Consider the following 14,221-nt stretch of genomic DNA (forward strand, 5'->3'; position numbering starts at 1 on the left):
CCGGGGCGCTCCACATGCCCGGAGATGGAGATCATCTGTGTGCCCGGGCTCTTGGGCGTACCAGTCTTCTTGAACTCGGCGGCACCGAGCGCCAGGATGACGGGCACGTTGGCCAGCGTTTCCACGTTGTTCACGACCGTGGGCTTCTGGTAGAGCCCCTTCACCGTCAGGCGCGGCGGACGATTGCGCGGCCACCCCTTCTTGCCTTCGAGCGATGCCAGCATCGCCGATGCCTCGCCGCACACGTATGAGCCGGCGCCGCGGTACACCACCACGTCGAGGGCATAGCCGGTGCCGAGGATGTTCTCGCCAAGCAGTCCAGCGGCATACGCTTCGTCGACGGCGCCCTGAATGCGACGGTATGCGAGATCGAACTCACCGCGGATATAGATGAACGCGTGGCGTCCGCCGATCGCATAGGAGGCGAGGATGAGCCCCTCGAGCGGCATGTGGGGCACGTACTCGAGCAGCCATCGATCCTTGAAGGTCCCCGGCTCCCCTTCGTCAGCATTCATGCACACATAGTGCGGCTCGCCGTCGTCGGGGCGGATGACGCTCCACTTGCGGCCGGCGGGGAACGCGGCCCCGCCATGCCCCAACAGTCCGGCAGCACTCACTTCCTTGGTCACGTCGGCGGGCTGTTGCTCGCGCAGGGCCTTGGCGAGCGCCTGGTACCCGCCGCGGGCGCGATAGGCGTCGAGCGCATGCGACGTGTCGGTGACGGGGAAGTTCATGAAGAACTTCCGCCCCGACAGCTCGGGCGTGGGATACGGTGAGGTCACTTGGCCAACTCCTCGAGCAGCGCATCGACCGACGCCGGCGTGAGGTTCTCGTGGTACGCCTCATTCACCATCATCATGGGCGCGGTGCCGCAGCTGGCGAGGCACTCCGCCGTGGAGAGGGTAAACCTGCCATCCGGCGTGGTCTCGCCGGGCTGGATGCCAAGCGTGCCGCACAGATAGCGGATGAGCCCCTCGGCACCGCGCAGTGAGCAGGAGGCGTTGTGGCACACCTGCAGATGATGCGTGCCGAGCGGTGTACGCGTGAACATGGTGTAGAAGCCGAGCACCTCGTCCACCTGCGTGCGGGGCACGCCGAGGTAGGCCACCAGTTCGTCGATATCGCTGTCGGCGATATAGCCGCGCTCCTCCTGGATCCGGCGGAGACACGGAATGGTGAGCGAGCCTTCGAATCCCGCGGGATAGCGCTCCTTCCAGCGCTCGAACTCGGGGAGGAGATGCTGGATGTTCTTCATCTGCTGGGTCATCGGTCGCACTCACCGCCGATCATGTTCACCGACCCGAAGGTGGTCACGATGTCGGCGAGCTGATAGCCATCGAGCATCCGGTGCACGCCGCCCATATGCACGAAGCTGGGGGCGCGCACGTGTACCTTGTGCGGCTGCCCCTCGCCGGCACTGACGATATAGAAGCCGAGCTCTCCGTTGGCGCCCTCGTGGGCCACGTAGATGTCGCCGGCGGGCACCACGGGGCCCTCCATGACCAACTTGAAGTGATTGATCAGCGACTCGATCTCCGTGTACACCAGCTCCTTCTCGGGGAACACGCAGCGACGGTCGTCGACCATGATCGGCCCTTCGGGGACCATCTCCATGAGCTGCCGCACCATGTAGACGGACTCGTCCATCTCGCGCATGCGCACGTAGTAGCGGTCGTAGTTGTCGCCGTTGATGCCGACCGGCACATCGAAATCGAGTTCACCGTACGCGAGATAGGGCGTATCCTTGCGGAGGTCGCGCGGGGCCCCGGTGGAGCGCAGGATCGGGCCGGTGAAGCCCCAGTGCAACGCGTCCTTGGTGGAGAGCACCCCCACGTTCCGCATGCGATCGATGAAGATGCGATTGCGGTCCACGAGCCCGTGCACCATCGCGGTATAGCGCTCGTACTCCGTGAGGATCTGCTCGAGCCGCGTGAACCAGCCGGCCGGCACGTCGAAGGCGAGCCCGCCGATGCGGCCGTATGAGTAGGTCACGCGCGCGCCCGTCAGGGCCGCCAGGTGCTCGTACATCTGGTCACGCACCGTGACCAGGTAGAGAAACGCCGTCAGGGCGCCGAGCTCCATGAGCTGCGCGGCCACGCAGGTGAGATGATCGGCCACACGGTTGTACTCGGCGAGCAACGTGCGCAGGTACTTGGTGCGCGGCGTGATCTCGATCCCCATGAGCTGCTCGACCGCATCGCAGTACGCGAAGTTGTTGATCAGCGCCGAGCAGTAATTGAGCCGGTCGACGTAGGGGATCAGGTTGTGCCACGTGTGATCCTCGCACTCTTTCTCAAAGCCACGATGCAGGTAGCCACAGTGCACGTCGGTGCGCACGACCTTTTCCGCATCGAGTTCGGCGATGATCTGCACCGTGCCGTGAGTGGCGGGGTGCGAGGGGCCGATGTTGACCACGGTGGTGTCGTCACGCTGCGGCGTGAAGACCGGGTGCACCGGGTTGGGGATCGGCGGTCGGGGAACGGGATTAGCGGACAAGGGCACCCTGCGGCGGAAGGTAGGGCACGAGCGGCTGCTCCTTCTGCTTCGGATAATCCTTGCGCAGCGGATGGCCCACAAAGCCTTCGTAGAGGAGGATCGGGCGGAGATCGGGGTTGCCGCGGAACACGATGCCGTACATGTCGTGGCATTCGCGCTCCATGTAGCCCGCGGCGCCGTACAGTGCCGTGAGGGAATCGACCGTGGGATCCTGCTCCGCCACCCGCATCTTGAGGCGCACGCGCACCTTGTCGGTCGTCGAGTAGAAGTGATGGACCACTTCAAAGCGCAGCGCCTGGCCGGGCCAGTCCACGGCGGTCACATCGAGGAAGAGATCGAAGCCAAACTCGTCGCGCAGGCGACGGGCCACGGGCAGGAGGCGGTCGGGCGCGAGCGCGAACACCAGCACGCCATGCTGCACGCCGCGGCAGACCACCGGCGTTGCGGCATCGGGCTGGCCTTCCTGCCCCGCTTCGCCGGGGGAAAGCTGCTCACGCAGCCGGTCGAAGAGTGGGGCGGTCACGTCAGAATCGCTCGTTAATGATGGGGTGTCGCCCGTTGGCGATCTTCTCCTGCAGGCGCGTGATCCCGTCAATCACCATTTCGGGGCGCGGCGGGCAGCCCGGCACGTAGATGTCGACCGGGATGATGCGATCGATGCCCGGGAGCGAGGCATAGTTCTGATAGAAGCCGCCGGTGCTGGCACAGACCCCGAACGCCATCACCCACTTGGGCTCACACATCTGCTCGTAGACCTTGAGCAGAATCGGCGCCTGCTTTTGCGTGACCGTCCCGACGACCATGAGCAGATCGGCCTGACGCGGCGAGAACCGCGGCAAGGCCGCGCCAAAGCGATCGGTGTCGTATTGCGACGCGCTGACGGCCATGAACTCCATGGCGCAACAGGCCGTGACGAAGGGATAGGGGAAGAGCGAGAACTTCCGCGCCCAACCCACCAGCTCGTCCTTACGGGTGGTGAGGTACTCGAAGGTGGCGGGCTTTTCCCGTTGGCCGGGCTGCCCCGCCCCCACCACTGCCCCCGTGTCGACGATGGGAAGTCGCTTGCCGTACATCAGCTACTCCGTCACGGCTTCGAGGATGCGTGCCTTGTACACATAGAGCAGGCAGAGCACCAGCAACGCCGTGAAGAAAAAGAACGTGAACACCATGAACCCCGAGAGCGGTCGCGCGCCCAGCGTCCAGATGAACAGGAACATGGTTTCGAGGTCGAACAAGAGAAACGCGATCGCAACCGCGTAAAACTTGATGGGGACGGCCTTTACGTTGACGACTTCCACGACCGTCGCGCCGCACTCGAAGGGCTCGAGTTTGGTCGAGGTGGCGGCGGGCTTGGGCCCCAGCAGCGCGTTCAACGACAGCGCCAGGCCGACAAAGCCGACGATGGCGGTCAGATACAGCAAGAACGTGATATACGGCGTCATCGAACAGGCACTGGGGAGTCGGGCCTGACTTGGCGGGGGAGAGGTCGGCCGCGCCTCTTCCCCGTACGAGGTCGAGTCGGCGGGCTAAACCACGCAGAATTGCCAACGTGGGCACCGGTACAGGCAACGTCAAGGCGGGCGTGCCACGGATCGCTCACCCGACAGCCCCATCGCGAACAATAGCCCGCGGCACCCGCGAGCATCGGCTCGGCGTGACCCGGCGAAGATATTCCTTTTTCTGGAATACATCAAGAACTACCGCCCGTGGCGGATTCTGCGATTACCTTCCTTCCTGTCCCGCGTCAGCGCGCTTTGTACCAGCCATCGTGTGGGACAGATCGCCCCGCCAACGCCCTCCAATGCCGGGGGGTACACGTACAACGTTCAGGAGAAGTTGATGTCCCATCGGTTGAGCATCACCCGTTGGGCAGCAGCGGTCGTCTCGATTGCTCTGGCCGGTTCGCTGGGGGCGCAAGCGCCCACGGGAACGATCAGCGGCAAGGTCGTCGACGCCGCCACCAAGCTGCCGATTTCCGAGGTGCGCGTCGTCGTCGTCGGCACGCAGTACGCCGCCCCGACGAACAAAGACGGCGAGTTCCGGCTCGTCAACGTCCGGGCCGGCGCGACGACCGTGGGCGTCCTGCGCATCGGTTACAAGTCGTCCCAGCAGACGGTGACCGTCGTGGCCAACCAGACGGTGACGGCCAACTTCGAACTGGCGGCATCGGCGATCAACCTGTCCGAGGTCGTCGTTACCGGCACCGCCGGCAACCAGGAGCGCAAGGCGCAATCGGCACTCGTGGCCTCCGTGTCCGCCGGGGACATCATCAAGGACGCGCCGGTCACGAACGTGGCAAACCTGCTGCAGTCGCGCGTCCCCGGTGTGGCACTCAGCGCGCAGTCCGGCACCAAGGGTACGGCCACGCAGATTCGCATCCGCGGCGCCTCCTCCATCAACCTGTCGAACCAGCCGCTGCTCTTCATCGACGGCGTCCGCGTGAACGAAGGGCTCATCGCCTCCGGACAGTCGGGGCAGCAGTTCGATCGCCTGAACGACATCAATCCGGAAGAAATTGAAAGCATCGAGGTCGTGAAGGGGCCGGCGGCAGCCACGCTCTACGGCGCCGATGCATCGGCGGGCGTGATCCAGATCATCACCAAGAAGGGCCGCGCCGGCGCCAACAGCTTCCAGCAGACCTTGCGCCTCGAGCAGGGCACCGCGTCGGTGGGTTACTGGGACATCCCCGACAACTACGGTCTCTGCTCCGCGGCGCTGGTTGCCTCGACGAGCACGAATCCGCTCTGCCGCGGGCAGGCCGTGAACACGCTGGTCAGTGACAATCCGCTCGAGCGTTCGGGCGCCTTCCAGGACGGGAAGGAAAACCTGTTCAACTACGGGATTCGCGGCGGCGGCCAGAATTACGGGTTCGGCCTGAACTACGGCTCGGACAACTCGACTGGCGTGCTCCCCAACAACGCGTTCAACCGCTACAACGTGCGGTCGAACGTGAACTACATCGCCAACTCGAAGTTGAGCATCGACGCCGGCCTCGGCCTGGTGCAGACGGCGACCGACCTGCCCGACAACGACAACAACATCTTCGGCTGGCTCGGTGGTGGCATGCTCGGCAGCCCACTAACGCGCACCGACGCCGCCAATGCGCCACTCACGCAGGACGGCTGGTATGCGCCGGCGCGCCAGTTCAACGCGATCAACTCGATCAAGCGCCGTCTGCTGACCAAGCGCGTGACGTCGAACATCACGGCGAACTACTCCCCCACGTCGTGGTTCACCAACCGCTTCACGGGCGGGGTCGACTTCGCCAGCGACGATCAGAATCTCTTTTATCCCAAGAACGACAGCACGTGGTACGGCGGGCTCCGTGACGGCGGTGAGCGCCAGTTCACCAGCCGCGGCACCGAGCGGTACACGTTCGACTACCTCGGCAACATGAAGCGCCAGTGGGGGAGCGATTGGGAAACCAATCTCTCGTTCGGCCTGCAGGTGATCTCGTCGCGATTCACGTCGCTCAACGCCACGGGCATCGGATTCGTCACCAACGGCAACAACTCCATCAGCTCGGCCGCGACGAACTCGGCCGGGGGTGGATTCAGTGAGCAGCGCCAGTATGGCTATCTGACCCAGCTCCAGGTCGGCAACCAGAACAAGCGCTTCCTGCAGGTGGGCGTACGCGTGGACCGCAACTCGTCGTTCGGCTCCCAGGCACCCAGCTTCGTCCTGCCCAAGATCGGTGGCTCGTGGGCGATCAGTGAGGAAGACTTCTTCGCGCCCCTCTCGGGGATCTTCAGCGACCTGCGCCTCCGCACCGCGTGGGGCACCACCGGCCGCTCGCCAAACCCGGGCGACGCCCTGCAGACGCTGTCGGCGGCGGCCTTCAACATCTCGGGCAGCACCGGTGCTGGTGCCGTCCTCGGCAACCCCGGCAACTTCGACCTCAAGCCCGAGCGCGGCACGGAGTTCGAAGCGGGCCTCGACGCCGGCTTCCTCGATGGCAAGGTCTCCGCGGAACTGACCTACTTCCGCAAGACGACCAACGACCTGATCATCGCGCGCCCGATTCCGCCGTCGCTCGGTTTCAGCTCGAATCCGCTCGCGAACATCGGCTCGGTGCTCAATGAGGGCATCGAACTGGCCGTCACGGCCACCCCGATCAACACCCGCAACCTCCGCTGGGAGGTCCGCGGCGCGGCCAATACGCTGCACAACGAACTCACGAGCCTGGGCGGCGTGCTGCCGTTCAACCTCGGCAACGCCGGGCGCACGCTCGTGGGCCAGCAGGTTGCCGTCATGACGGCGAAGCGCGTGAAGTCCGTCGATCTCGCGAACGGCCGGGCCGTGGTAACGGATACCCTCGCGCCGGTGGGCAACCTGTTCCCGACGCTGGAGTGGAACGTCACCAACACGTTCACCATCATGCGCAACCTGCGCGTGACGGCACTGCTCGATGCCAAGCGGGACTTCGTGGTGTTCAACAACACCCGCTTCTTCCGCGAGACGCAGTTGGTGCGCTCGAACGTGCGCCTCGATACGATGGTGCTCTCGCGCGAGGCCCGCATCCGCCGCTTTGGTCCGTTCGTTTCGGAAGTGAACAATGCGGCCGTCACCATCAACGACGCCCGCGAGGCGTTCATCGAGCGGGGCGACTTCGTCCGCCTCCGCGAGCTCTCGGCCACCTACGACGTCCCGCAGGCGCTGCTGAGCCATCTGGGCAAGCGCGTCCAGGGGGCCTCGGTCACGCTGGCGCTGCAGAACGTGAAGCTCTGGTCAGACTACTCCGGCCCCGATCCGGAAATGAATGCGCAGACGAACTCGTTCGGTCGCGAAGATTTCCTCACCGTGCCGAACCCCAAGCGCACGGTCCTCCGTTTCAACGTCAACTTCTAACAGCGACCGTCTCCATGAAAAAGATCGCTCGTACGGTCTCGCGCACCGCTGCCGGCGCAGTGCTGGCACTCGGCGCGGCCGGTTGTGGTGACGACTTCCTGACTGTCACCAATCCCAACGTGATCGACGCCGCCACCGTCGACCCGACGGCCAGTGGCGTGACGCTCGCCCTCTCAGCGCAGCAGAACTTCGTCGACATGTTCGGCCTGCTTGCCATGTATGGCGGCTGGTTCAGCGGCGAGACGAACGTGTCCGACACGTTCCCCACCCGCAACGAGTTCGGCATCCGCAGCATCACCGACCTGAATGGCTCGCTGAACAGTGATGTGTGGCAGCCGCTCTCGCGTACGATTGCCTCAGCCAAGCAGGTGCTGGAGCTGACGCTCCCCACCCCGACCACCAACATCAGCATCGCGCGCGCCGCCACGTTCCGCGGCTTCGCCATGCTGCAGATGGCGTCGGACTTCTGCACGGGCACCTTCTCGAGCGGTCCCGAGCTCACGACGGCTCAGATGCTCGACTCGGCCAGCGTGTGGCTGAGCAAGGGCATCGAAGTGGGGCGCGCCAACGCCAGTGCCGAAGGCATCGCACTCGCCAACGCCGCCCTCGTGGGTCGTGCCCGCGTGAAGCTGCAGAAGGGCGACAACACCGGGGCGGCGGCCGATGCCGCCGCCGTGCCTGCCGGGTTCGAGTACCTCCTCCGCTACACGGACGATCTCGCGAACCGCGGACGCCTCAGCAACGATCTCTACTTCTTCAGCTTTGATCGCGGCTCGATCAGCGTTGCCCCGTGGTTCCGTCAGGCCGATCCGCGTGTGACCTACCGGGTGCAGGGTGGTAACCCCGCCCCCACGGCCAACCCGCAGGACGCCGTTCCCGGCGGCTTTCATCAGCAGACCAAGTTCTTTGCGTACAACGCGTCGATTCGTCTGGCCTCGAAGCTGGAGGCGGATTACATCGTCGCCGAAGCAGGGAACAGCGTGGACGCACAGGTGGCACTCATCAACGCACGGCGCGCGGCCAATAACCGTCCGGCGTACGATGGGGCGATGGACGCGGTCAGCGTGAAGCGCGAGTTGTTCAACCAGCGTGCCCTCGAGTTCTATCTCGAAGGCAAGCGCGTGGCCGACATGCGCCGCTCGCCGGCCTCGGTCACGGGTACGGTCACGGCGGCCGGCGCGCCGTATTTCAAGCCGGGCTACGGAAACACGGGTACCAACACCTGCTATCCTATCCCGCGTGCGGAACGTGACAACAACCCCAACATGACGGGCGCCAACGGGTCGGCGAAGTAAACGACCAGGAACCCGGCGAGAGCGGGGGTGGTCCAATGGACCACCCCCGCTTGTCATTTCCGCCCGGGGTGTCACGTATCCCTGACAGCCGACTTGTCATGAGATGTTGACAGTTGGACCGGCTGGTCGCAAGTTCATTAATATCAGTCGGCGTCCGCCGACCCGGAGCCACCCGAGGAGTTGGAACCTGTTGCCATCGCCCGCGTTGACTGGTGGTGCCCGCAGGTGCCGCTCGCTTCGATCTCTGTTGTGCCATCCCTGTCATCCCTGCCTGACACCGCTTCGATGAAACCTCGGCGTCTCCCGAGTCTGGTGGCATGATCGCGCCCGCTTCACTCAATGATGCGGCCGAGTGCGCGCGCATCACCATGGTGCACGCGCGCACGTTTTCTTTGGCGAGCAAGCTGCTGCCGGCGGAGAAGCGCCGCGCCGCCTATGCCCTCTACGCGTTCTGTCGCGTCGCCGACGATCTCGTTGACCAGGCCGACCATGGCAACCTGAGCGCGCTCCGTGTGCAGCTCGACGCCTACCGCGACCAGTTGCAGTCGGCGCTCGACGGGCGACCGGCCGGGCCGATCTTCCGCGAGATGGCGTGGGTCACGCGGGCGTACGAGGTGTCCCCGGCCCCGCTGTTTGAGCTGCTCGATGGCGTGGGACGCGACCTCGAGGCGCACACGTATGGCACCTGGCCGGAGCTTGAGGAGTACTGCGAGGGCGTGGCCAGTTCCGTCGGCGAGATGTGCACCTACGTATTCGGCGTGCCGGCCGGTCCGGCCATGCGCCTGCAGGCCATTCAGTACGCGCGCACGCTGGGCACCGCGATGCAGCTCACCAACATTCTCCGCGATGTGGGAGAAGACGCCGGTCGTGGCCGCTGCTACCTGCCCGCTGAAGACATGGCCCGCTTCGGCCTCACCGCCGACGACATTCTGTCGCGCGATCCGGCTCTGGCCCGCACCGCCGCGTGGGCGCGCCTCATGGCCTTCGAGGTGAGCCGCGCCCGCGCGTTGTATGCGGCCGCCATGCCCGGCATCGCGCTGCTCGAAGCCGATGCCCAGCGCTGCGCCGCCGCGTGCGCGAACGGCTATGCCGGGATCCTCTCCGCCATCGAAGCACAGGGATACGACACGATCTCCTCGCGGGCGCGCATCGGTCGCCTCGCCCGCGTGGGGATCCTCTGGAACGCGTGGCGCTACCGTGCGCCCACGCCCGATTTGTCCGCGCTGGGCCACGGCCCGCGCATCGTGTGGGAACCCAACAGCGCGTCGTCCAACGCCGACGCCCTCGTCCGACTCGCCTGAGGTGTGGTGCGCATGACTCCTTACACGGACCTTCAGGACCGTTCCTCATCCACGCTGCTCAAAGTCGCGTCGATCACGCTGCTGGGGCATTTGTTCTTCAGCGCGTTCTCCGCCTTCGCGTTCGCGACGTTCCTGCTGCCGCCCTACCCGGACTGGCTGCAGACGCCGCAGAACCAGAAGGTCATGGCGTTGGGCTACACCTACGGTGGCGCCACCACCGTGACCCTCGGCGCCATCTCCGGCCTCGCCTTCCTCGCGTGGGCGGTCGGTACCCGCAAGGCGTTCATCACCTTCGCGGTGTCGTTCCTGCTCGCGCTGACGTCGGAATACGTGGGCACGCGCTGGGATTATCCCTTCGGTGCCTACGAGTACACGAGCCAGCTGGGCTACAAGATCGGCGGGAAGGTCCCGTTCAATATTCCGACGTCGTGGTTCTACATGCTGGTCGCGTCGCTCGCCATTTGCGGGCGCTTCCTGAAGGGGAAGGACGACAATCTGTCCAAGTGGTGGTGGGCCTTCGTCGGCGGTGTTGTGCTCACCCTGTGGGATGTGAGCATGGACCCCGCGATGGTGAAGACCACGCACTGGATCTGGGAAATCGGCGATCTGTCCAACCGAAGCGCGTTCGAGCAACTCATCGGCAAACCCATTTTCTTCGGCATGCCGATCACCAATTGGCTCGGCTGGCTGCTGACGGGCATCATTGTCGCCCGTGTCATGCTCGCCTTTGTCGCCCCCAGTGAGTGGGTGGCCAAGGTGGCCCCGCACCGCCTGCCCATCGCGCTCTACGCCATCAACGGCCTGCTGCCGCTGGCGATCTGCTTCCGCTGGGACATGGTGCCGGCCGGCGTGCTCGGCACCATTGCCATGGCGGTACCGCTTTGGGCCGCCCTTCGAAACGATCCGGCGCCGCTCACCAGCTTGGGCACTTCGCCGCTCAAGCGGGTGGCCGACGGCGCGCTGGGTACGCGCTGACCCGCCGGCGCCCTCAGGCAGGACGCGGCCGGGCCCTGATGCCCGGCCGTTCGCCGTTCTCCCCTCCCCTGGTCGCTTCGCCCGGGGGCCTCTGGGCACCGTGCAACCCACGTGTGCGTTAGCCTACTCGCCTGCGGTATGGATCGCCTCATTCCGATTTTCAACTCCGATGCACTCCCCATCGGCATCCTCGGCCTCATCATCGTGGAGGCGCTGGTGCTGGTGCTCTGGCAGCGGCGCAACCCCGATTCGGCGTTGGGGAAGCCCAGCACCGCCCGCATCCTGTCGTTCCTCGGGGCCGGTGGTTCACTCGTGGCAGCGATGATCTTTCATCGCCGTCCCGAACCGTCACCAGAAGGGTTCGCGATCGCGATGCTGAGTGCGATGGTGATCCATCTCTGGCACATTGCCGTCCTGCTTCGCCGCTAACGCGGCGGACAGGCGCCCCGATCCTCAAGCACTTCGGTTCATGCGTATTGTCGTCATCGGCAGTGGATTCGGCGGGCTCGCTGCCGCCATTCGCCTGCAGGCTCAGGGACACCAGGTCACCATTGTCGAGAAGCTCGACAAGCCGGGTGGCCGTGCCTACGTCTTCGAACAAGACGGCTTCGCGTTCGACGGCGGGCCGACGATCATCACCGCCCCGTGGGTACTCGACGAGCTGTTCGCGCTCACGGGCAAGAAGACCGAAGACTACATCAAGCTCGTCCTGCTGGATCCGTTCTACAACATCCGGTTCGAGGACGGCACCGTCTTTCATTACAACGGAGACAAGGACGAGATCTTCCGTCAGGTGGAGGCGTTCTCACCGCGTGACGTCGACGGTTACGCCCGGTTCCGCAAGAAGTCGTGGGAGATCTTCAACGTCGGCATGCCGCTCATCGACAAGCCCTTCCTGACTCTGGGCTCGATGATCAAGGCCATTCCCGACCTCGTGCGCACGCGCGCCGACCGGTCGGTGGCGGGCTTCGCCGAGAAGTACATCCGGGACGAGCGCCTCAAGCAGGTGTTCTCCTTCCATCCGCTGCTGGTGGGAGGCAATCCCTACCGCTCATCGAGCGTCTACGCCCTCATCCACAAGCTCGAGCAGCAGTGGGGAGTGCTTTTCGCGATGGGCGGCACCGGTGCCCTCGTGCGCGCGCTGATTCAAGCCTTCGAGGATCTGGGCGGTGAGCTGCGCCTCAACAGCGAAGTGGACGAGATCATGGTGGGCGACAATCGCCGCACGAACGGCGTCCGACTCAAGAACGGCCAGCAGCTGCGTGCCGATGCCGTCGTGTGCAACGGGGACCTCGTGCAGGCGTATCGCACGCTCATCGCGCCGGAAAAGCGCCCCAGCGTGCCGAACCGCAAGGTCGAGAACCTGCAGCACTCGATGTCGCTGTTCGTGATCTACTTCGGCACCGACAAACAGTATCCCGGCACGGCCCACCATGAGATCATCATGGGCCCGCGCTACAAGGAACTCCTCGAGGACATTTTCGAGCGGAAAATCCTGTCGGACGATTTCTCACTCTACCTGCACCGCCCCACGGCCACCGACCCCTCGCTGGCCCCGCCGGGCCACGATTGCTGGTACGTGCTATCGCCGGTACCACACCTGGGTAGCGGCACCGACTGGGAAGCGGTGAGCCAGCGGTACCGGGACAAGATCATGCAGTATCTCGAGGACCGGTACCTCCCCGACCTGCAGAAGCACATCGTCACCGAGCGTCGCATCGATCCGCGCTATTTCGAGAACACGCTCAACAGCTACATGGGCAGCGCCTTTGGCCCGCAGCCGGTGCTCACCCAGTCGGCGTACATGCGTCCGCACAACCAGAGCAAGGACATTCCGAACCTCTACTTCTGCGGCGCGGGCACGCACCCCGGCGCTGGGCTGCCGGGCGTGATTGCCTCGGGCAAGATCGTGGCGGAGCTGATCGGCGGGGCCCCAGCCAGAAAGGGCGCCCCCAGACCGGAGCCAACGCTGGCGCCGGTCTGACCGGACGATGCGTGTGCCGACGGGAAAGGGGGACGGCCAACGCCGTCCCCCTTTCCCGTCGGCAGTGGTCCCGCGCCCCCCTTCCCCGCTAGATTTTGCCGAATGAACATCACCATCACACCGACCGAGACCGCAGGCGTCTCCCGGCGCCTGCAGATCACGGTGCCGGCCGACACTGTGGCGTCCTACGAAGACCAGGCGGCGCGCAAGTACGCGACGCAGGTCCGCCTCCCCGGCTTCCGTCCGGGCAAGGCCCCGCCGTCCATGGTGCGCAAGAAGTTCCCCGAGGCCGTCCGTCAGGAAGCGATCGAACTCGTGATCAACGAGGCCTTCCGCGAGGCGATCGAACGCGAGGGACTCAAGCTTGCCGCGCAGCCGCACGTGCACGACGTCAAGGCGGCGCCGGGCCAGCCCCTGGAGTTCGAACTCCACTGCGAAGTACGCCCCGAGCTCGCGCTCGAGAAGCTCGACGGCTACTCGCTCACGCGGAAGGAAACGCCGGTCACCGACGAACTCGTCGACGAACAGATCGAGCGCATCCGCGAACAGAAGGCGGAATGGGCACCGGTGGACGGGAAGGCGGCCGAGGGTGACATGGTCACCGCGCTGCTGTCCACGGCCGACGCCGACGGCACCCTCCCCGAGGGCAAGGAATACCGCATCGTACTCGGCGGTGGTCAGGCTATCGCCGGCATCGAAGAGCTGGTGATGAAGACTGCGCCGGGCGCTACGTCAGAGGAGAGCGTGCGCTGGCCGGAAGACTTCCCCGACGAGTCGCAGCGCGGCGTGACGAAGCTCGTGCGCGTGACGGTGAAGGACGTCAAGCGCAAGTCGCTCCCTGCCCTCGACGACGCCTTCGCGCGCGAGATCGGTGATTTCGACACGATCGATGCGCTTCGGGACGCCGTCCGCAAGGACATGGGCGAGCACGCCAAGCGGGAAGCTGATGCCGATGTGCGCGGGCAGCTCGTGCAGCAAATCGTCGAAGCCAATCCGTTCGACGTGCCCAAGGCGTGGGTGATGCAGCTCGTGGACGGGTACATGCAGATGTACGGGGTCCCCGACGCGCAGAAGCAGACGTTCGCCAAGGAATTCATGCCGATGGCCGAGAATCAGGTCCGTCGCGATCTGATCATCGACACGATCGCCGAGCGTGAGTCGCTCACCGCCAGCGCGGCCGAAGTGGACGCGCGCGTGGAAGAGCTGGCGAAAGCCCGGAACGCCGACCCCGGCCAGGTGTACGCGCAGCTCCAGAAGCAGGGGCGTCTCACCGAGATCGAGCGCGAGATCACTGAGGAGCGCGTGTTCCTCTGGCTGCTCGA

Annotated in this window: 12 protein-coding genes and 1 pseudogene; 7 read left to right on the forward strand and 6 right to left on the reverse strand. The window is 65.3% G+C overall.

Annotated elements, in window-relative coordinates; translation table 11 throughout:
• From ACIQ51_RS12700 to ACIQ51_RS12725, 6 genes and pseudogenes are all read right to left on the reverse strand, one after another.
• Positions 1-782, reverse strand: a pseudogene (locus tag ACIQ51_RS12700) (NADH-quinone oxidoreductase subunit F); the annotation flags it as partial.
• A complete protein-coding gene (gene nuoE / locus ACIQ51_RS12705) occupies positions 779-1,267 on the reverse strand; it encodes an NADH-quinone oxidoreductase subunit NuoE (RefSeq protein ID WP_396205425.1) in 489 nt (162 codons plus the stop codon). The pseudogene ACIQ51_RS12700 and the gene nuoE, both read right to left, overlap by 4 nt.
• Positions 1,264-2,502 carry an NADH dehydrogenase (quinone) subunit D gene (gene nuoD / locus ACIQ51_RS12710; protein WP_396205426.1) on the reverse strand — a complete coding sequence of 413 codons (1,239 nt, stop codon included), beginning with the start codon at positions 2,500-2,502 and terminating at the stop codon, positions 1,264-1,266. Before nuoD ends, nuoE begins: the two co-directional genes overlap by 4 nt.
• On the reverse strand, positions 2,486-3,019 hold the full coding sequence (locus tag ACIQ51_RS12715) for an NADH-quinone oxidoreductase subunit C (RefSeq protein ID WP_396205427.1): 534 nt from the start codon (positions 3,017-3,019) through the stop codon (positions 2,486-2,488). Before ACIQ51_RS12715 ends, nuoD begins: the two co-directional genes overlap by 17 nt.
• A gap of 1 nt (position 3,020) precedes the next feature.
• Entirely contained in the window at positions 3,021-3,569 is a 549-nt protein-coding gene (locus tag ACIQ51_RS12720; protein WP_396205428.1) for an NADH-quinone oxidoreductase subunit B, read from the reverse strand.
• A gap of 3 nt (positions 3,570-3,572) precedes the next feature.
• On the reverse strand, positions 3,573-3,938 hold the full coding sequence (locus ACIQ51_RS12725; RefSeq protein ID WP_396205429.1) for an NADH-quinone oxidoreductase subunit A: 366 nt from the start codon (positions 3,936-3,938) through the stop codon (positions 3,573-3,575).
• A gap of 397 nt (positions 3,939-4,335) precedes the next feature.
• Here ACIQ51_RS12725 and ACIQ51_RS12730 point away from each other — a divergent pair, with 397 nt between their 5' ends.
• The 7 genes from ACIQ51_RS12730 to tig form a co-directional block, all read left to right on the forward strand.
• Complete coding sequence (locus tag ACIQ51_RS12730) at positions 4,336-7,344, forward strand: SusC/RagA family TonB-linked outer membrane protein (protein ID WP_396205430.1); 3,009 nt, start codon at positions 4,336-4,338, stop codon at positions 7,342-7,344.
• A 14-nt stretch (positions 7,345-7,358) separates the two neighbouring features.
• Complete coding sequence (locus tag ACIQ51_RS12735) at positions 7,359-8,639, forward strand: RagB/SusD family nutrient uptake outer membrane protein (protein ID WP_396205431.1); 1,281 nt, start codon at positions 7,359-7,361, stop codon at positions 8,637-8,639.
• A 317-nt stretch (positions 8,640-8,956) separates the two neighbouring features.
• Positions 8,957-9,940: a phytoene/squalene synthase family protein gene (locus ACIQ51_RS12740; RefSeq protein ID WP_396205432.1), complete on the forward strand. Its 984-nt coding sequence runs from the start codon at positions 8,957-8,959 to the stop codon at positions 9,938-9,940.
• A 12-nt stretch (positions 9,941-9,952) separates the two neighbouring features.
• Positions 9,953-10,915: a carotenoid biosynthesis protein gene (locus ACIQ51_RS12745; protein ID WP_396205433.1), complete on the forward strand. Its 963-nt coding sequence runs from the start codon at positions 9,953-9,955 to the stop codon at positions 10,913-10,915.
• Between the two features lie 138 nt (positions 10,916-11,053).
• Positions 11,054-11,344 (forward strand): hypothetical protein, encoded by a 291-nt coding sequence (locus ACIQ51_RS12750; protein WP_396205434.1) that lies wholly within the window; start codon positions 11,054-11,056, stop codon positions 11,342-11,344.
• Between the two features lie 40 nt (positions 11,345-11,384).
• Complete coding sequence (locus ACIQ51_RS12755) at positions 11,385-12,899, forward strand: phytoene desaturase (RefSeq protein ID WP_396205435.1); 1,515 nt, start codon at positions 11,385-11,387, stop codon at positions 12,897-12,899.
• Between the two features lie 102 nt (positions 12,900-13,001).
• A partial coding sequence (tig, locus tag ACIQ51_RS12760; RefSeq protein ID WP_396205436.1) for a trigger factor occupies positions 13,002-14,221 on the forward strand: 1,220 nt, incomplete at its 3' end.

It is taken from the genome of Gemmatimonas sp. (assembly GCF_044344655.1).
Lineage (GTDB): Bacteria > Gemmatimonadota > Gemmatimonadetes > Gemmatimonadales > Gemmatimonadaceae > Gemmatimonas.

Excerpts from the sequence above, each read along its gene's own strand:
- nuoE (WP_396205425.1), bottom strand. The coding sequence starts at position 1,267 with ATGACCCAGCAGATGAAGAACATCCAGCATCTCCTCCCCGAGTTCGAG.
- ACIQ51_RS12720 (WP_396205428.1), bottom strand. The coding sequence starts at position 3,569 with ATGTACGGCAAGCGACTTCCCATCGTCGACACGGGGGCAGTGGTGGGG.
- ACIQ51_RS12725 (WP_396205429.1), bottom strand. The coding sequence starts at position 3,938 with ATGACGCCGTATATCACGTTCTTGCTGTATCTGACCGCCATCGTCGGC.
- ACIQ51_RS12730 (WP_396205430.1), top strand. The coding sequence starts at position 4,336 with ATGTCCCATCGGTTGAGCATCACCCGTTGGGCAGCAGCGGTCGTCTCG.
- ACIQ51_RS12735 (WP_396205431.1), top strand. The coding sequence starts at position 7,359 with ATGAAAAAGATCGCTCGTACGGTCTCGCGCACCGCTGCCGGCGCAGTG.
- ACIQ51_RS12740 (WP_396205432.1), top strand. The coding sequence starts at position 8,957 with ATGATCGCGCCCGCTTCACTCAATGATGCGGCCGAGTGCGCGCGCATC.
- ACIQ51_RS12745 (WP_396205433.1), top strand. The coding sequence starts at position 9,953 with ATGACTCCTTACACGGACCTTCAGGACCGTTCCTCATCCACGCTGCTC.
- ACIQ51_RS12750 (WP_396205434.1), top strand. The coding sequence starts at position 11,054 with ATGGATCGCCTCATTCCGATTTTCAACTCCGATGCACTCCCCATCGGC.
- ACIQ51_RS12755 (WP_396205435.1), top strand. The coding sequence starts at position 11,385 with ATGCGTATTGTCGTCATCGGCAGTGGATTCGGCGGGCTCGCTGCCGCC.